Origin of the sequence: Arthrobacter cheniae (assembly GCF_003602275.1) — a bacterium.
In the GTDB taxonomy this organism is placed as follows: Bacteria; Actinomycetota; Actinomycetes; order Actinomycetales; family Micrococcaceae; genus Arthrobacter_D; species Arthrobacter_D cheniae.
The window spans coordinates 413870-431354 of the sequence record NZ_QZVT01000004.1 but is presented as its reverse complement, the minus strand read 5'-3'; the positions used below and the strand labels follow the sequence as shown (position 1 = coordinate 431354).

Annotated in this window: 18 protein-coding genes; 5 read left to right on the top strand and 13 right to left on the bottom strand. The window is 64.8% G+C overall.

Annotation, left to right across the window (positions count from 1 at the left end):
* Positions 1-34: 34 nt before the first annotated feature.
* The 8 genes from D6T63_RS09915 to D6T63_RS09880 form a co-directional block, all read right to left on the bottom strand.
* Positions 35-1132, bottom strand: a complete 1098-nt coding sequence (locus D6T63_RS09915; RefSeq protein WP_120148863.1) for a phosphatase PAP2 family protein — start codon at positions 1130-1132, stop codon at positions 35-37.
* Between the two features lie 158 nt (positions 1133-1290).
* The gene (locus D6T63_RS09910) at positions 1291-1986 is read right to left on the bottom strand and encodes a FadR/GntR family transcriptional regulator (RefSeq protein WP_120148862.1); all 696 of its coding nucleotides are present in this window, start codon (positions 1984-1986) and stop codon (positions 1291-1293) included.
* Positions 1983-3164: an L-talarate/galactarate dehydratase gene (locus D6T63_RS09905; protein ID WP_120148861.1), complete on the bottom strand. Its 1182-nt coding sequence runs from the start codon at positions 3162-3164 to the stop codon at positions 1983-1985. Before D6T63_RS09905 ends, D6T63_RS09910 begins: the two co-directional genes overlap by 4 nt.
* Before the next feature lie 71 nt (positions 3165-3235).
* Positions 3236-4156 (bottom strand): AEC family transporter, encoded by a 921-nt coding sequence (locus D6T63_RS09900; RefSeq protein WP_120148860.1) that lies wholly within the window; start codon positions 4154-4156, stop codon positions 3236-3238.
* Between the two features lie 91 nt (positions 4157-4247).
* Positions 4248-5516, bottom strand: a complete 1269-nt coding sequence (locus D6T63_RS09895; RefSeq protein WP_120148956.1) for an enolase C-terminal domain-like protein — start codon at positions 5514-5516, stop codon at positions 4248-4250.
* A gap of 59 nt (positions 5517-5575) precedes the next feature.
* Positions 5576-7186, bottom strand: coding sequence for an aldehyde dehydrogenase (NADP(+)) (locus tag D6T63_RS09890; RefSeq protein WP_120148859.1), 1611 nt, complete (start codon positions 7184-7186; stop codon positions 5576-5578).
* Between the two features lie 10 nt (positions 7187-7196).
* A complete protein-coding gene (kdgD, locus tag D6T63_RS09885) occupies positions 7197-8111 on the bottom strand; it encodes a 5-dehydro-4-deoxyglucarate dehydratase (RefSeq protein ID WP_120148858.1) in 915 nt (304 codons plus the stop codon).
* A gap of 131 nt (positions 8112-8242) precedes the next feature.
* Positions 8243-9127 (bottom strand): LysR family transcriptional regulator, encoded by an 885-nt coding sequence (locus tag D6T63_RS09880; protein ID WP_120148857.1) that lies wholly within the window; start codon positions 9125-9127, stop codon positions 8243-8245.
* 136 nt (positions 9128-9263) lie between these two features.
* On the opposite strand from D6T63_RS09880, the gene D6T63_RS09875 reads away from it, so the two are divergent.
* The 4 genes from D6T63_RS09875 to D6T63_RS09860 are packed head-to-tail and all read left to right on the top strand — an operon-like array spanning position 9264 to position 12813.
* Positions 9264-10277 carry a Bug family tripartite tricarboxylate transporter substrate binding protein gene (locus D6T63_RS09875; protein WP_120148856.1) on the top strand — a complete coding sequence of 338 codons (1014 nt, stop codon included), beginning with the start codon at positions 9264-9266 and terminating at the stop codon, positions 10275-10277.
* A complete protein-coding gene (locus D6T63_RS09870; protein ID WP_235830657.1) occupies positions 10277-10870 on the top strand; it encodes a tripartite tricarboxylate transporter TctB family protein in 594 nt (197 codons plus the stop codon). The genes D6T63_RS09875 and D6T63_RS09870 overlap by 1 nt, the downstream gene beginning before the upstream one ends.
* 9 nt (positions 10871-10879) lie before the next feature.
* Positions 10880-12406 (top strand): tripartite tricarboxylate transporter permease, encoded by a 1527-nt coding sequence (locus tag D6T63_RS09865; protein WP_120148854.1) that lies wholly within the window; start codon positions 10880-10882, stop codon positions 12404-12406.
* Positions 12403-12813, top strand: coding sequence for a universal stress protein (locus D6T63_RS09860; protein ID WP_120148853.1), 411 nt, complete (start codon positions 12403-12405; stop codon positions 12811-12813). The genes D6T63_RS09865 and D6T63_RS09860 overlap by 4 nt, the downstream gene beginning before the upstream one ends.
* Positions 12814-13076: 263 nt before the next feature.
* Here D6T63_RS09860 and D6T63_RS09855 read toward each other — a convergent pair whose 3' ends face one another.
* Positions 13077-13571: a Dps family protein gene (locus D6T63_RS09855; RefSeq protein WP_120148852.1), complete on the bottom strand. Its 495-nt coding sequence runs from the start codon at positions 13569-13571 to the stop codon at positions 13077-13079.
* A gap of 216 nt (positions 13572-13787) precedes the next feature.
* On the opposite strand from D6T63_RS09855, the gene D6T63_RS09850 reads away from it, so the two are divergent.
* On the top strand, positions 13788-14324 hold the full coding sequence (locus tag D6T63_RS09850) for an SRPBCC family protein (protein ID WP_326964152.1): 537 nt from the start codon (positions 13788-13790) through the stop codon (positions 14322-14324).
* Between the two features lie 53 nt (positions 14325-14377).
* Here the strand turns inward: D6T63_RS09850 and pstS are convergent, their stop codons facing one another.
* The 4 genes from pstS to D6T63_RS09830 all read right to left on the bottom strand — a co-directional run bounded on the left by pstS (position 14378) and on the right by D6T63_RS09830 (position 17281).
* The gene (gene pstS / locus D6T63_RS09845; protein ID WP_120148850.1) at positions 14378-15484 is read right to left on the bottom strand and encodes a phosphate ABC transporter substrate-binding protein PstS; all 1107 of its coding nucleotides are present in this window, start codon (positions 15482-15484) and stop codon (positions 14378-14380) included.
* A 78-nt stretch (positions 15485-15562) separates the two neighbouring features.
* Positions 15563-15778, bottom strand: a complete 216-nt coding sequence (locus D6T63_RS09840) for a hypothetical protein (protein WP_120148849.1) — start codon at positions 15776-15778, stop codon at positions 15563-15565.
* A gap of 103 nt (positions 15779-15881) precedes the next feature.
* Entirely contained in the window at positions 15882-16679 is a 798-nt protein-coding gene (locus D6T63_RS09835) for an SDR family oxidoreductase (protein WP_120148848.1), read from the bottom strand.
* 134 nt (positions 16680-16813) lie between these two features.
* Positions 16814-17281, bottom strand: coding sequence for an Hsp20/alpha crystallin family protein (locus D6T63_RS09830; protein WP_407923728.1), 468 nt, complete (start codon positions 17279-17281; stop codon positions 16814-16816).
* Positions 17282-17485 lie beyond the last annotated feature (204 nt).

Genomic DNA, 17485 nt, shown 5'->3' with positions numbered 1-17485 from the left:
GTAACCGTTCGAACCCTCGTGGGGTGGAGATTCGCTACGTGGCCCGTTCCTGTGCTGGTGTCCCGCGGGACACCAGTGGTCCCCTAATGCGGAGACCTTCGTCCCCCAGCAGGGTGGAACGTCGGTTGGTCGGCTGCGTCGCGCGTGCTGCCAGCCACGTCGCGAATGCACCTAGGGCAACGCCGGCAACAACATCGACGAGGTAGTGCCACCCGAAGTAGACGGTGGCAAGGGCCGTGAGCAGGACGTAGATCCAGAGCATCGCCCGGAGGACCACCGGTAGGCGGATCAGGTGTGCTACCAAGGCGGCGGTGAAGGTCACGGACACATGGAGGGATACGAATGCCGCGATACCGTGCACGGATTCGGTGGCATACGGATCGGAGAGTACTCGTACCCGGTTGCGGTACAGGGACTCGCCGAGGTTGGTGACAGCAGTGTCGGGCAGGTCCGTGAAGTGGGCAGGCTCAACGAAGATCGGACCCAGGGAGGGCAAGACGTAGTAGCTCGCCGCACCGAGGATCCAGTTGAAAGCCAGTGCACTGACATACCAGGCGCCCTGGGAAAGCTGCCGCGACCAGACGAGGGCCGCGGCGACGGACAGGGGAACGAAGATCAGGTAGGAAAGGTAGACGGCGGACAGGACATGGGCACTCACTCCCGTACCCAGAATCTGCTGGAGTGCGTCCCCCGGATGGACGCCCCCCGTGAGCCATCGATCACTTTCCTGCAGGAGGGGATCCACCACCCGGTCACGGACGAACGGCAGGAAACTCTTCATATTGCGGTACGACACGTATGCGAGATAGAAGGTCAGCAGGCCCACCGAGGTGGTCACCAGTCGTTCTACGGGCCAGCGACGGCGGAATTCGGCCGCCACCAGATGGTGCGCGTTCCGCATGGGGGGCCGCTCGAGAAGCGTCCGCGGAACTACGTCGACGAAGATCATCGCCATCAGGATCAGTGGCAGGCGGACGTAGCTGGGACCGAGGAAACCGTCCGGGTCACGTAGCGGAAGGCCGTACACCAATGCCGTCAATGCTGTGAGCACGGTGAAGGACACCGCCACCGCGAACGGGATATGGAAAAGCCCATGGGAGAACCGCCTGGGCGGTAGGGCTTGTAACTTCATCAGATATTTCTAACCCATAATGATGGGTTTAGGTGAATGGGCTCGCTGTTGCGATGCCCCGAGTCGCGTGGATTCGCTTCAGCCAGAGCCCCTTCGTTACCGAAACCCCGGTGCTTTTCGTGATATCCGCCATCGGCATCGCCGACAGGAGCACACCGTCAGCCGCGTGTAGTCACCAGGGCCAGGCGTGCTCGAGTCTGGGAGAGGTGCGTGCGCATCGCAGCGGCGCTGCCTTGTGGATCCTGTCGTTCGATGGCGTCATGAATCGCCTGGTGTTCATCGACGACGCGACGGAAATGCGTGGCTTGCGCTTCTTGATCCGCCTGCAGGAGTCGTGTTTGCGGCATGGAGATCATCGTCGGTCCAAGGGATTGGAGCAGGTCGAGATAGAGCCGGTTGTTAGCGGCAACGGCGATGGAGCGGTGGAAGTCGAAGTCGGTGGTCACGGCTGCTGATGGCTTGTGGTTCGCATGCTCGAATGCGTCCAGGGCTGTACGGATGGCGGCAAGTTGCGTGGTACTTCGTCGTTGCGCGGCCAGTCCCGCGGTTTCGACTTCGATACCGATGCGGAAGTCGAGCAGGTCGAGTCGATCCTGGTGGCTCTGGTTTTCCTGCAGTGGCGCCGAGAATGAGTGATCAGTCGGTCGGGTGAGGACGTAGGTACCTTTGCCGCGGTACTTTTCTACGAGGCCTGCGGTTTGCAGGCGGGACAGCGCTTCGCGAATGACCGTGCGACTGACCTTGAACTCGTTTTCGAGTGCGCTTTCGGCGGGCAGTTTGTCTCCGGGGCACAAATGCCCCTGGATGATCTGCTGCCGGATGGTCTCGACGACGGCGGTGCTGAGGTTGCTCATTTCCTCCCGAACTCTACGGTGTCCGTAACCCATGCGTGTGCCTGGTCGCTGAGGGTGAAGCCGAGTCCGGGGCGGTTGGGGACGATCATTCGCCCTTGATGGGTTTCGAGTCGCTCGTTGAAGAGTGGGTTGAGCCATTCGAAGTGTTCCACCCATGGTTCCCGCGGGTAGCTTGCCGCCAGATGTAGGTGAATCTCCATGGCGAAGTGCGGGGCCAGCTGAAGTCCTGCCTGGTCGGCGAGGGCGGCGAGGCGCAGGAACGGTGTGATGCCTCCGATGCGGGGGGCATCGGGTTGGATGATGTCGACGGACCGGTTGGTGATGAGGTTGATGTGTTCGCTGACGCTGGAGAGCATCTCGCCGGTCGCGATAGACGTGTCGAGGGCTTGTGCGAGTTGGGCGTGGCCTTCGGCGTCGTAGGCGTCGAGTGGTTCTTCGATCCAGACGAGGTCGAACTGCTCGAGGGTCCGTCCCATGCGCATGGCTGTCGGCCGGTCCCATTGCTGGTTCGCGTCGACCATGAGGGGAACATCTGCCCCGAGGTGTTCGCGGATCGCTGTGACCCGGGAGATATCGACCTTGGAGTCGGGGTGGCCGACCTTGATCTTGATGCCTCCGATGCCCTCGGCCAGGGACAGTGTGGCGCGTTCCTTCACTTCCTCGATGGGAGCCTGGAGGAAGCCGCCCGAGGTGTTGTAGGTCTGGACCGAGTCGCGGTAGGCGCCCAGGAGTTTGGCCAGGGGCAGGTCGGCGCGCTTGGCCTTCAGGTCGTACAGGGCGATGTCGAGGGCGGCGATGGCCTGGGTTGCCACTCCGCTGCGGCCCACCGAGGCGCCGGCCCACAGCAGCTTCTGGTAGAGCCGGCCGATGTCGCTGGGATCCTCCCCGAGCAGGTTGTCCGCGATTTCCTTCGCGTGGGCGTACTGTGCCGGCCCGCCTGCGCGTTTGGAGTAGCTGAAGCCGATGCCGCGGTAATTGTTCCCGGTAGTGATTTCCGCGAAGAGGAACACGATCTCCGTCATGGGCTTCTGCCGCCCGGTCAGCACCTTCGCATCACTGATGGGGGTCTGAAGGGGAAGTGTCAGGGTTGAGAGCTTGACATGCCGGATCCGGTCCGTCGTCGCTACCCCTCCCGACAGTACGGAGAGGGGGTTGGGGAATCTGGTTTCGGTCGTCATCGGTCGTCCTTCATCGGCGGGCCACGTCATACATATAATACATGTTTGTAAGTTGTATGACAGCTGCGAGTTCAGGCGAGGAGGGCAGCGGCCAGGAGAAGAACGGGGACCGCACCGGCAGAGGACAGGAGCACGACGTCCCTGGCGGTCGCCGTCGCCTTGTCGTAGCGGCTGGCGAACATGAAGACGTTCTGCGCAGTAGGTAGGGATGCCATGAGGACGGCGCCGAAGACGAGCTGATCGTCGAGGTGGAATACAAGGGCAGCGAAGACGAAGGCGATGGCCGGCATGACGACCGATTTCAGGACCGTCGCGGTAATGACGTCCACCCGGTTCACCCGCTCTGACAGGGGTGAGTTCCCGTGGAGCGACATGCCGAAGGCCAGCAGGACCAGGGGCACCGCGGCTCCACCGAGCAGGAGCAGAGGCTCCCACAGGACGGCAGGGAGTGTCAGGCCGCTCCAGGACAGGGCCACACCGACGAAACTGGCGATGATCATGGGGTTCCTGACGGGCTGGCTGATGATGCGCCGCACGGATGGTGGATGACCCGAGGTCAGGTCGAGGAGTGCCAGGTAGGTAGGGGCGAGAACCAGCAACTGCAGGAGCAGGACCGGCACGACGGGCGTCGCGTTGCCGAGAGCGTAGACGGCGATGGGGATACCGATGTTGTTGGCGTTGACATAGGAACTCGACATCGCCCCGATGGCGGTTTCTGCCGCTGGGCGCCGGAAGAAGAGCCTGCTCGCCAGGATGTACAGAGCTGCCGTTCCGAGTGCTGAGATGACGGCGACAGGAACGTAGGCGGAGAAGATGTCCGTCATGTCCGCTTCGGCCACGACGGTCAGTAGCAGTGCGGGGTTGGTCAGGAAGAATGCGGTTCCGGTAAGCGCCTGCGGTGCCGTCGGGCCGCCGATCTGCAGGCGGCCGGCGATGTAGCCGACGAGGATGACGATGCCGATGACGGTGAATCCGGCGAGTACCCCGATCACGGCCGTCTGTTTCCAGCAGGAGTACCCTCCCCGGAGCCGCGGACAGTGCGGAGCCGGGGAGGTACGGACGACCGTTTCCTGGTGGGTGCGATCAACGGACGAGGCAGGGTTTCTTCGGGTCGAACTGCCAATCCGGGACGAGGTACTGCATGGCGGCGGCATCGTTGCGGGAGCCCAGACCATGCTCGAGGTAGAGCTCATGTGCTGCCTGAAGGGCGTCCCGGTCCAGCTCGATGCCCAGGCCGGGTCGCCTGGGAACGGTGATGAAGCCGTTCTCGATGGTAAGAGGCTCCTTGGTGAGGGGCTGGCCATCCTGCCAGATCCAGTGCGTGTCCAGGGCTGTGATCTTCCCGGGCGCTGCGGCGCCTGCATGGGTGAACATGGCCAGGGAGATGTCGAAGTGGTTGTTCGAGTGCGATCCCCAGGTGAGGCCGAAGTCGTTGCACAGCTGCGCGACGCGGACGGAGCCCTGCATGGTCCAGAAGTGGGGATCGGCGAGAGGGATGTCGACAGCGTTCGAACGGATGGCATGCGCCATCTGGCGCCAGTCCGTGGCTACCATGTTGGTTGCTGTCGGCAATCCTGTCGCTCGCTTGAATTCCGCCATGGTCTCGCGTCCGGAGAACCCGCCTTCCGCTCCGACGGGGTCCTCGGCGTAGGCAAGAACCGCGTGAAGGTCGGAGCACAGCTCGATGGCGTCCTTGAGCAGCCACCCGCCGTTGGGGTCCAGCGTGATGCGGGCATCCGGGAAGCGGGCAGCCAGGGCCCTGACCGCTTCCACCTCCTCCGCACCGGAGAGCACGCCGCCTTTGAGCTTGAAGTCCTGGAATCCGTACCGGTCCTGGGCGGCTTCGGCGAGGGCAACGATTGCTTCCGGCGTCATCGCTTCCTCGCGCCGCAGCCGACCCCAGGCATCGGAGGTGTCATCCCCGCTGAGGTAGGACAGGTCCGTCTTGTTGCGATCGGCGATGTAGAAGAGGTAGCCGAGCATCTGGACGCGGTCGCGCTGCTGACCTTCACCGAGCAATTCGGCAACCGGAACCTCGAGGTGCTGACCCATGAGGTCCAGGAGCGCGGACTCAATGGCGGTCACGGCGTGAATGGTGGTGCGCAGGTCGAAGGTCTGGGCACCCCTGCCTCCGGCGTCGCGATCCGCGAACCGCTCGGACACCTGGCGGAGCAGTTGCCGGTAGAGCGCGATCGGCTTCCCGACGAGCAGTTCGCCGGCCTCCTCGATGGTTGAGCGGATTGCTTCCCCGCCGGGGACCTCTCCGAGTCCGGTGTGGCCGGCAGTGTCGGTGATGATGGTGATGTTGCGGGTGAAGTACGGGCCGTGCGCACCGCTGAGGTTCAGCAGCATGCTGTCGTGCCCGGCAACGGGGACGACCTCGATGGAGACAATGGTCGGTGTGGAGGATGTCACTGGGACTCCTCCACGCTGACGACAGTGCCGTCGACCCGGCGGTTCAGCTTCCAGGGGTTTGCTTCCTGCAGCGGTGCCGGCAGCAGCTCGTCGGGGATGTTCTGGTAGCTGACGGGGCGCTGGAACCGCATGATGGCCAGCGAGCCGACGGACGTGGAGCGGGAGTCCGATGTTGCCGGGAACGGTCCACCATGGACCATGGCGTGCCCTACCTCGACACCGGTGGGCCAGCTGTTGAACAGGATCCGGCCTACCCGGCGCTCCAGGACCGGCAGCAGGGGTGCGATCGCGGTATTGTCCGACGACGTCGCATGAATCGTTGCCGTGAGCTGACCCTCGAGCGCTTCGGCGGACGCGAGGAGCTCGTCTTCACTGCTGTAGCGGATGAAGATCCCGGCGGCACCGAAGACTTCCTCCTGAAGGCCCAGGTTGTCCCTGAAGGTGTCCGTCGTGGTGGAGAAGAGCACCGCGCCCGGCGCATTCTCCGTGGGGCCCGGCCGGCCCTCGGCGACGACGGTGACGTCGGCTTCGTTCCGAAGCTTGGACACCCCTGCGGCGCATGCGTCGGCGATGCCCCGGGTGAGCATGGTGGAACCCTGCGTCGCGCGCAGTGCCGTGGAAGCTGCGGCGACGAGGCGGTCTCCCTGCGTTCCGGTGGGAACGAAGACAAGGCCCGGGTTGGTGCAGAACTGTCCTGCACCCATGGTCAGCGATCCGACGAGGCCGGACGCGAGGGTGTCGACGTCATCCAGGATGGCCCCGGGGAAGACGAAGACCGGGTTGATCGAGGACATTTCCGCGTACACCGGGATGGGTTCGGGGCGCGCCGCGGCGGTCGCCATGATGGCGGTGCCGCCTCCGCGGGATCCGGTGAAGCCGACAGCCTTGATGTGCGGGTCGGCGACGAGTGCCTGGCCCACGGATGTGCCGGCCCCGAAGATGAGGGAGAAGACTCCTGCCGGGAGCCCGGAATCTTCGACAGCCCGGGTGATCGCGTGACCTACGAGTTCAGCGGTACCGGGGTGTGCGTTGTGCGCTTTGACGATGACGGGGCAGCCGGCCGCCAGGGCTGAGGCCGTGTCGCCTCCGCCCGTCGAGAAGGCGAGCGGGAAGTTGCTTGCCCCGAAGACGGCGACCGGACCGAGTCCGATGTGGCGCTGCCGGATGTCCAGCCGGGGCAGGGGTGCACGGTCGGGCAGGGCTGGGTCGATGCGTGCCTGCACGTGGTCGCCCTGGCGGACGACAGCGGCGAAAAGGCGCATCTGTCCCACGGTGCGGGCACGCTCACCTTCGATGCGGCCGGCGGGAAGACCGGTCTCGAGGACAGCCCGTTCGGTGAGTTCCGAACCGAGGGCATCGATGTTGTCGGCAATGCGCTCGAGGAATGCAGCCCGCTCGACGGGGGTTGTAGCGCGGTACGTGTCGAAGGCGGCGGCTGCGGCGGCCGTCGCCTCGGCGAGCTCGGATCCGTCGATCAGGGTGATGAGTGGTTCCAGTTGCTCATTGGTGGCCGGGTTGATGGCCCGCGCGGTGCCCGCGGATCCCTCGACCGGGCGGCCCGCGATGAGGGACTGGCCAGTGATGGTCGGGCTGAAGGTGGTGGTCATGGCGGAGCTCCTAGCTGATCTTCTTGATCAGGGTGGACAGTTCGAACTGGTCGGCGTCGGTGAGGTTCTGCAGGGGCGGACGTACGAGGCCACCGTTGCGGCCTACGGCGTCGAGCCCGCCCTTGATGATGCTCACGCCGTATCCCTTCACCCGGTCACGGATGTCCAGGTAGGGGATGACGAAGTCGTTGAGCTTCTCGTAGACGGCAGTCCTGTTCTGCGCGATGACGTCCTGGTAGAAGGCGAGGGCGAACTCCGGAACGAAGTTGAACATCGCTGACGAGTAGGTGCTCACCCCGAGCTGCAGCAGGGGCAGCGCGAAGGTCTCGGCGGTGGGAAGTCCTCCGATGTAGGTGAGGCGCTCACCGACCCGGGCGTAGATGCGGGTCATCTGTTCGATGTTGCCGATGCCGTCCTTGAACCCGATGAGGTTTGCGTTGCGGTCGGCGAGGATCGCGACAGAGCGGTCGTTGAGGACCGCATTTGCGCGGCTGTAGACGATGACACCCAGCGAGGTTGCTGCGCAGACAGCGCTCACGTGTTCGATGAGCCCTTCCTGGTCGGCCTCGGTCAGGTACGGCGGCATGAGCAGGATTCCGTCGGCTCCTGCGTCTTCGGCGGAGCGGACATGTTCGATCGCCGAGAACGTACCACCGGTGGCTGATGCGATGACGGGCACCTTGCCGCCGATCTCATCGACGGCAACGCGGACGACACGGTCCATCTCTGCGGTCGTGAGTGAGAAGCCTTCACCGGTGCCGCCGGCAGCGAAGAGTCCAGCGACGTCGAAGTCCGACTGCCATGCCAGGTGCTCCCGGTAGCGGGCTTCGTCGAACTGGAGTTGCTGGTCGAAGTGCGTGACGGGGAATGAGAGGAGACCCGACTTGATGCGTTGCGCCAGCTCGGAGGGATTCAGGTGAGCCACGGGGAGACCCTTCGGTAGAGGTGGCGCGACCGTCGGGCGCCAGGAGGTTTGATAGAACCCAGCGTATGAACGACACCGATACGTGTCTAAGACTGTTTTAGAATGAAGCGATACCTTCCGGGTATCACGGGTTAGTGGATTCGTTCGGTGATCGCGTCGAGGACCCGGTGTAGAGCAGGGTTCTTGGATGCCTTCAGCCAGATGGCGAAGAGCTCGACGGCGTCGGACCCGAATCCGTCGAGGTCGCAGTACTGCACCCCGTCGATCCCGAGAGCCGTGGTGGAATGCGGCACCAGCGCGATACCCCGGTGGGCTGCGACGAGGGAAACCATGGTCAGGATCTGCGCCACGGTGTGGACGTAGTGGAGCTGGCCGGACGGAGCCAGTCGGACGATGAGGTCGTAGAAATACTTCGCCTGGGTGGGAGAGTGCATGATCAGCGCTTCGCTCTTCAGGTCCTCGATGGTGAGAGGCCGACCCGTGGCGGCAAGGTGGTGACCTTCAGGCACCGCTGCAACGAGCGGTTCGCGATACAGCAGGCGGGAACCGAAGACTTCCTGATCGAAGGGAGGGCGGGCGAGCCCGAGGTCGATATCGCCGTCCCGTAACGCGTCGATCTGTTCGCGGGTCACCATCTCCCGCAGCTCGATGTCGACTTCGGGCAGCTCGCTGGAGATCTCGTTGAGCAGGGCGCCCAGGATCCCGAAGGTGGACGCCGCCGTGAAGCCGATCCTGATCGATCCAGCCGATCCCTTGGAGATGCGCCGGGCCAGGTCCGGGGCGCTTTCGGCCAGTGCCAGGAGGCGCTGCGCTTCGCCGAGGAACGCGTTGCCGGCAGCTGTGAGGGTGACGCCACGACTGTCCCGCTCGAAGAGCTGCACAGCGATGGCCTTCTCCAGCTTCTGGATCTGGCGGCTCAGCGGGGGCTGCGTCATGCGCAGCCGCTCGGCCGCCCTGCCGAAGTGCAGTTCTTCGGCGACGGCGACGAATCCACGTAGCTGATCGAGGGAATACATGATGCACAGAGGGTATCAGTTCATACTTTATTGGGCTTAGACATGCATGATGCTGCTTTCTAAGCTTCTTCTATCAGGCTCTGCGTGACTGCCATCACAGGTAGGTACTCCCGGGTCTTCATCAAAGGAGATTGCAATGATCCATTCGAAGTTCGCCCGTCGTTCCACCTCGGCCCTTGGCGTAGCGGCTGTTCTGGCACTGACTCTCTCGGCCTGCGGTGGCAATGTCGCCAACTCCGGCGCAAGCGAGGACGGAACCGAGTTCCCCTCCGGCCCGGTGACACTGACCATCGGACAGGATCCCGGTGGGAGCACCGACCTCATCGGTCGTGCCATCGCCGAGAATGCCTCGGAGGCCCTTGGAGCTCCGATGCCCGTCGTGAACAAGCCCGGTGCCAACGGCGCCCTTGCAACCCAGGAAGTGGCCAACGCGACGCCGGACGGGCAGACGCTCATCCTTCTCAATGCCTCCCTGATCGCCATCACACCCCTGGCCGTGAGCGAGGACGAAGCGGTAACCCTCGACGATCTCGACGTGATCAGCGGCATCTCACAGGACGACTACGTCCTCGTTGCAAACGCTGAATCCGAGTACGAGACCGTGGAAGACATCGTCGCCGCGGGCAAGGCATTCAATTTCGCGACCACCGGTGTCGGCACAGGCAGCCAGCTCGCCCAGGCACTGCTGTTCAAGCAGGCAGGGGTCGAAGGCACCGACGTTCCCTTCGACGGCGGATCCCCGGCCATGACGGCGATCCTCGGCAACCAGGTCGACTTCGCCACCATCCAGCTCGGGGAGGCGATGCCCCAGATCGAGGCCGGTACCCTGAGGCCGATCGTGACGTTCTCGGACGAGCGCAACCAGTACCTCCCGGACGTCCCGACCGCCCTCGAGGCAGGCTATGACGTCCCGGTGTCGCAGTACCGTGCGATCGCAGCCCCCAAGGGCACCCCGGAACCGGCGCTCAAGAAGCTGCGCGAAGCGGTCTCGGCCGCGTTCGAGAGCGAAGAGTACAAGACCTTCAACGAGGAGAACCTCTTCACCCCTCACGAGATCGACGGCGAGCAGGTCACCGAGGAATGGACGGCCAACGCCGCCAAGTACAAGGAATTGGTGGAGAAGTACGACATCGACCTCGGCGGCGAGTAGTGACTTCATCACCTGACGCGAGCCGCCGGGCAACCGGCGGTTCGCACCCCCTCCACCCTGAGCCCACACACCAGGCTCCCGACCACGGGCACCACCTCGTCGACGACCTGACGCCGGAAGACCTCGCTGCCCAGTGGGAGCAGGAAAAACCCCCTGCAGCCGGACCGGGTGCGAACATCGCCTCCGCGATCGTCGTCACCGCCATCGGGATCGCCGGCACCATCGGTTCACTCGGGCTTGGCCTGGGCTCGCCGGCAGATCCCGAACCGGGCCTGTGGCCGTTCCTGATCAGCGTCCTGCTGATCGTCCTCGGCATCGCCCTTGCCCTGTTCGGACGAAACGTCCTTGATGCGGAGAAGTTCTCCCGCTCCAGCCTCCAGGTCGCGGCGGGGCTGGGCAGCCTCGTCGTCTTCACGCTCCTCATCGGCCGGATCGGCTTCGAGATTCCCGCCCTGCTCCTGAACGTGATCTGGCTCCGCTTCCTGGGCAAGGAAACCTGGCGAATGACGGCACTGCTGAGCGTGGGAATCACCACCGCGTTCTATCTGCTCTTCGTCCTCGCCCTCAATGTGCCCATCCCGCATCTGTTCTAGGGAAACCCCATGGAATTTTTTGAACCGGTACTGAACGGTTTCGGCGTCGTCCTCGAGCCGACGAACCTCCTGTACTGCCTGCTCGGCGTCGTCATCGGCATGCTGATCGGCGTCCTGCCCGGCCTCGGTCCTGCGGCGACCATCGCAATCCTGCTGCCCCTGACGTACGGCATCGAACCCGTCACCGCCATCATCATGCTCTCGGGTATCTTCTACGGCGCACAGTACGGCGGTACGATCACCTCGGTCCTGCTCCGGCTACCCGGAGAAGCCTCTTCTGTCGTCACCGTCTTCGACGGATACGCTCTCACCAAACAGGGCAGGGCAGGCACCGCGCTCGGTGTCGCCGCCATCGGATCCTTCGTCGGCGGCACGGTAGCCATCATCGGCCTCACCTTCCTCGCACCGCTCGTCGCCGGCTTCGCCCTCGACTTCGGCCCACCCGAGTACACGGCGCTGGCTCTGCTCGGCATCCTCCTGGTCGCCACCGTCAGCAATGGCGGACGCCTCAAGTCGCTGATCGCAGCTGCCATCGGGCTCCTGCTCGCCACCGTCGGCAGGGACGGATTCACGGGTGAATCACGCTTCACGCTCGGTAGCCTGTCCCTCGCGGACGGACTCGACTTCGTGCCCATCGCCATGGGGATCTTCGGTCTCGGCGAGATCCTGTACAACCTGGAAGAGCGCCACAACAAGGTGCAGGCGCCCGCGAAGGTCGCCAACGTGTGGCCTTCACGCAAGGACCTCAAGCAAGCTTCCGGTGCCATCGGCCGCGGTTCCGTCCTGGGCTTCTTCCTCGGCATCCTCCCCGGCGGAGGCGCGACCCTGTCGTCGCTGGCCGCCTACGCCATGGAGAAGAAGCGCGCGAAGGACCCCTCCCGGTTCGGTCGAGGCGCGATCGAAGGGGTTGCAGGACCGGAAACCGCGAACAACGCGGCAGCAACTTCCTCGTTCATCCCACTGCTCACACTCGGCATCCCCGCCAATGCGACCATGGCCATCATCTTCGGCGCACTCCTGATCCAGGGTGTGACCCCGGGCCCGCAGCTCGTACAGAACGACCCCGAATTGTTCTGGGGCGTCGTGAACTCGATGTACATCGGCAACATCCTGCTCCTGATCATGAGCATCCCCCTCGTCGGGATCTTCGTACGGATCCTCCGCGTTCGCCCTGCGATCCTCGCCCCGGTGACAGTGCTCATCACCCTGATCGGCGTCTACACGATCAACAACAGCGTCTTCGACATCTGGCTGGTCATCTTCTTCGGAATCATCGGCTACCTCATGAAGAAGTTCGGGTTCGAACCCGGCCCCCTCGTCCTCGCCTTCGTCCTCGGAGCGCTGCTCGAGGAAAGCCTCCGCCGCTCGCTCCTGCTCTTCGGCGGCGATGCGACACAATTCGCCGGCCGGCCCATCACCGCCGTGCTCCTCTTCGTGTTCATCGTCGTCATCATCCTGCCCTTCATCCAGAAGGCCCTGAAGCAGCGCACGACCAGGAACTCGACCGTCACCAACGACCACAAGGAATCAGTATGAGCATTCTCATCGGATACGTCCCGACACCCGAAGGGGAAGCGGCCCTCGAGGCGGGCCTCAAAGAGGCTCGGCTGCGCGACACGAACGTCGTCATCCTCAACTCACCCCGCAAAGGTGCCCCCGTCGACGCCGCCCTCATCCCCGAGGAACAGGTCACGGAGCTCATCAGGCGGGCCAGGGCTCTCGGGGTCGACGCCGTCGTCCGACAGCCAGGACACGACAACGACCTCACCGAAGAATTCATCGACCTGGCCGAGGAAGTGGACGCATCGCTCATCGTCATCGGGCTACGGAAGCGCAGCCAGGTCGGCAAGTTCATTCTCGGCAGTCACGCCCAACGCATCCTGCTGCAGGTCGACCGACCCGTCCTCGCCGTCAAAGCGAGTGACGAATTCAGCTCCCGCTGAGGACTCGTGCCGGCGATAGCCGGCACGTGACAGTTCCGGGGCCATCCTGAAAACCGTAGCGCGGCAGGGTGGCCCCGGTCATGTTCCACCGTTCTTCCCTCGTCCTCCAACGGGCGGACAGCGGTGAAGAGCGTGAACTCGTGAGGAACTCCTCGACACCGTCGGTGTCGAGGAGTTCCTGGCCGTGGTCTACAGGAGGCCGCCTGGACGCAGGAATGGGGCGCCGATGGGCGCCCCATTCCTGGCTGGACGGGTACTGCGAGTCAGACCGTCGCGTGATCCGTGCCGGCCGGCGTGACGACCTCGGCGGTCGGCTCCATGTTCTCGGCATCGACCATCCATGCGTACTGCTCGAGCTTGGCGATGAATCCGTGCAGGAGGTCCGCGGTGGTGGGGTCCTCCTCGTCGATCTGGTCATGCACATCGCGCATGGTCTTCACCGAGGCATTGAGCATGCGGACCACGAGACCCACGGTGTCCTTCGTCGAGACGAGACCGGCCGGGAACGGGTCGATCTTCGTGCCCTCGGCGACGGCAACGCTGCGGCCGTCGGGAACGGCGTGCAGTGCCCGCATGCGCTCCGCCATCTCGTCTGCGAAGAGGCGTGCGTCGTCGATGATTTCGTCCAACTGCAGGTGGAGGTCGCGGAAGTTCTTGCCGACTACATTCCAGTGCGCCTGCTTGCCCTGCAGGTGCAGTTCGATGAGGTCGACCAGGACGGCCTGCATGTTGTCCGTGAGGGTGGGTGAAGCCTTCATGAATCCTCCAGTGCTAGAGAAATTTCCTTCACCCGGCAGGGCGCGAACGCGCCGTTCAACGCCGGGTGGACTCCTTTCACCCTAGCCCTGGGCGTTGGCCAAATCCAACCGATCTGCATACGCTAAGGGAACTTACGGTTTTGCCGTGCCGGATGTCCCGAAAGGGAGTATGGGCGGTGCCGACATCCCTACGAAGGAGGAACCGTCTTGGCTTCAGTGCAGGAATCTATCGACGTAGCAGTACCGGTCAGCACGGCCTACAACCAGTGGACCCAGTTCGAGAGCTTCCCCCAGTTCATGGGCGGCGTGGACTCGATCACGCAGACCTCGGACACCCACACCCACTGGGTGACGAGCATCGGCGGCGTGAAGCGCGAGTTCGACGCCGAGATCACCGAGCAGCACCCCGATGAGCGTGTCGCCTGGAAGAGCACGGATGGCGAATCGCATGCCGGAGTAGTCACGTTCCACCGCCTCGACGAGAACACCACGCGCCTCATGGTGCAGATCGACTGGCACCCTGAGACCTTCATCGAGAAGGTCGGCGCCGTCGTCAATGCCGACACCACTCAGGTGAAGGGTGACCTCAAGAGGTTCAAGGCGTTCATCGAGAAGAGCGGCGGAGAGACAGGCGCATGGCGCGGGAATGTCGACGCGCCGCCCACCGGCGGTTCGGACGCCACCCCGGCGAACAGCACCCTGCCGGACACGTCCACGAACGATCCGGACTCGGGCGGGCCGCGCGTCGGCTGACACAGGGAGACAGGCAGGCGGATCCCGTTGGGGCTTCGCCTGCCATCCCCTGACTAGGGGATGTCGCCGACCTCGATCGAGGCGAGGGCGTCGGTGGCCTGCCGGGACAGCTCCTCGGAGATGGGTGAGCTCTTCGCGGCTTCGGCGGCTTCCGCCTGGCCGTCGGCGCTGACCGCGTAGGTACCGAAAGCGCGGACGACGGCGGCCGTGGCCTCGTTCTCGTACCGTGCGCAGTACACGTGGTAGGACACCAGGACGAGCGGGTAGACGCGTGCGTCGTCAGTCGTGCGGTCGAGGTCCAGCGCTATGTCGTAGTCCTGGCGTCCTTCCACGCGCGTAGCGAGGTCGACAGCAGCCGCGGCCGCGTCCGAACTGACCGGGACGTAGGCCTCGCCGACTTTCAGGGCCACGCGGCCGAGGGGGTCGCCGACGGCGGAGTCGTCCGCATAGGTCACGGCACCCACCGTGCTCGCAACCGTACTGACCACGCCGGCGTTTCCCTTGGCGTTCTCGTTCTCCAGCTCCGCGGGCCAGGTGCCGTCTGCCTCCTCGGTCCAGACCTCGGGCACGACGGCATGCAGGTAGTCCGTGAAGTTCTCCGTCGTCCCGGAGTCGTCGGACCGGCTGACGGCCGAGATCGGCAGGGCCGGGAGGTCGACGTCGTTCTGGGCCGCGATCACGGGATCGTTCCACGTGGTGATCTCGCCACGGAAGATGCGCGCGACCGTTGCGGCATCGAGCTTCAGTTCCGTGATGCCGGGCAGGTTGAAGGCGACGCTGATCGGCGAGACGTAGGCCGGGATGTTGAACGCGCCGCCCGGCCCGCAGGCGTCCGTCGACTCGGCGAGCTCCTCATCGCTCAGGTAGGCATCCGAGCCGGCGAACCCGACGGCGCCCGCGAGCAGGGCACCGCGTCCGGCTCCCGAGCCGTCGGGGGAGTACTGCACCTGTGCCCGCGGGTACAGGGTCGCGAAGCCGGAGCGCCAGGCATCCATGGCCGGTCCCTGCGCGGAGGACCCGGCGGCGGTGACGGCACCCTGCAGGCTCGTGTCCCCACGCTGCGCTGCCGCTTCCTGCTCATCGCCCAACGGGTAGTCGGAGCCGCACGCGGTCAGTACGACGACGGCGAGGGTCAGGGAGAGGGTGGCTCGGATTCTCACCGGAGCAACGTTACAGGTGGCTAATCGGTGAACCCAAGGTGAACAGCGGGTGGACGGGCCGCTCGGGTGAGGGTCGGGTCAGCCCCGACGAAGGCGGTACCCATCCGCCCGGTGTACGAGCCGTCGGCCGGCACCGTCCCTCAGCTGGATCCACACCACAGAGGCGTCGTCGGTCCTCATGTCCAGGACGCCGCGGAGCTGGGCCCCGGCCGGATGCTGGAGGGTGACATGCTCGCCGCACAGGAAGCCGGACCAGTCCTGGACATCGGGATCGTCGGAGGGGGAGGTGTCCACGGTGGGCCTTTCGAGAGGTTCAGGAGAATCCCACGCTAGCCAGCGCCCCTGAACACCGGATGAACGCGCGCTGAAGGTTGTCACACGCGCTCATCGGTCCGGGTCAGAGCGTGCGCCATTCCCCGCTGGTGAGGTGGGAGCCGGCCTGTGGACCCATGAGCAGCATGCCGCCGTCCACCACGAAGGAGGCGCCGTTGACGTAGCTGGAGGCGCCGGAAGCAAGGAAGACGACGACGTCGGCGATCTCCTCCGGCGCACCGGGCCGGCCCAAGGGGATGCCCGGGCGGTCCATGGTGTGGGGATCCTGTTCCTCGGAATCGTTCATCGGAGTATTGATCTCACCGGGCAGGACAGCGTTGGCGGTGATGCCGCGGTCGGCGAGTTCCAGTGCGATGGTCCTGATAAGACCGCCGAGCCCGTGCTTGGAGGCGTCGTAGGCGGCCGATCCCACGCGCGGCTGCTCCTGGTGCACGCTGGTGACCGCGATGATGCGCCCGCCCCTGCCGCCGTCGATCATGTGCCGCGCCGCACGCTGGAGGCAGACGAAGGCCCCGTCCAGGTTGGCGCCCATGGTGCCTCGCCAGGTATCCCAGTCCGTCTCCATGAACATGGTGCCGCCGTTGACGCCGGCATTGTTCACGAATACGTCGAGGCCGCCGAGCTCCTTCGCCAGTTGGTCGACGACGTCGCCGCAGGCAGGGGCATCGGTGGTGTCGAGCTGGGCGACGGCGGCCTTGGCGCCCTTCTCCCGGACGAGGCGCGCGGTTTCCTCGGCCCCCTCCTGATCCGAATGCCAGGTAACGCCGACGTCGCACCCCGCAGCCGCGAGGGCTATGGCGGTGGCCCGGCCGATGCCGGAATCGGAGCCGGTGACGATTGCTTTGCTCGGTGTGAAATCCATACGGCCATCCTCAGGGCCCGGGTCAGTGCCGGGCAAGGGAAATCTGGACTCCGAAGCCGGGCCGGTCGTCACAGGTGGTATGGCGTTAAATAAAGTACCCCCGGGCGCGGGCCCGGGGGTACTCCAGGGAAAGATCACGCCTCGACGGCGCCCTGTCCTTCGGAGCGGGACTCGACCGCCGTCGACTCGACCGGAGTGGAGGACTCCCCGCTCACGATCTCGATCTTGCGGGGCTTTGCACGCTGGCTGACGGGGATGGTCACACTGAGCACCCCGTTCTCGTAGCGGGCCGCGATTCCCTCGGTGTCGACGCCCTGACCGAGGTTCAGCTGCCGCAGGAACGAGCCGCTCTCACGCTCGCGGGTCAGCCACTTCACTCCCTCGGCGCCGCGCAGGGTGCGTTCCGCGCGGATTGTCAGGAGCTGACCATCGACATCGATGTCGACCGACCCGGGATCGATACCCGGAAGGTCGGCGGAGAGGATGTAGTGGTCCTTGTCGCGGTACAGGTCCATCGGCATGACACGGAGCCCGGGACGGTTCTCCAGCAGGGCGCCGGCAACGCGGTCGAGCTCGCGGAACGGATCAAATTTCATGGCCACTGGAAACAACTCCTTCGCTTGTGCCACCGGCAGGTGGTCTGTTCTTCGTAGTTGAGCGTCCTTCGCTCAACTACGAAAAATGTTAGCACTCGACCTCCTTGAGTGCTAACCCCTTCCTGTTCGCCCAGGACGAACATTACCGACACGAAAAAGGCCCGTACCGACGTGCCGATACGGGCCTTTCCTTCGCTGTCACCAGCCGAT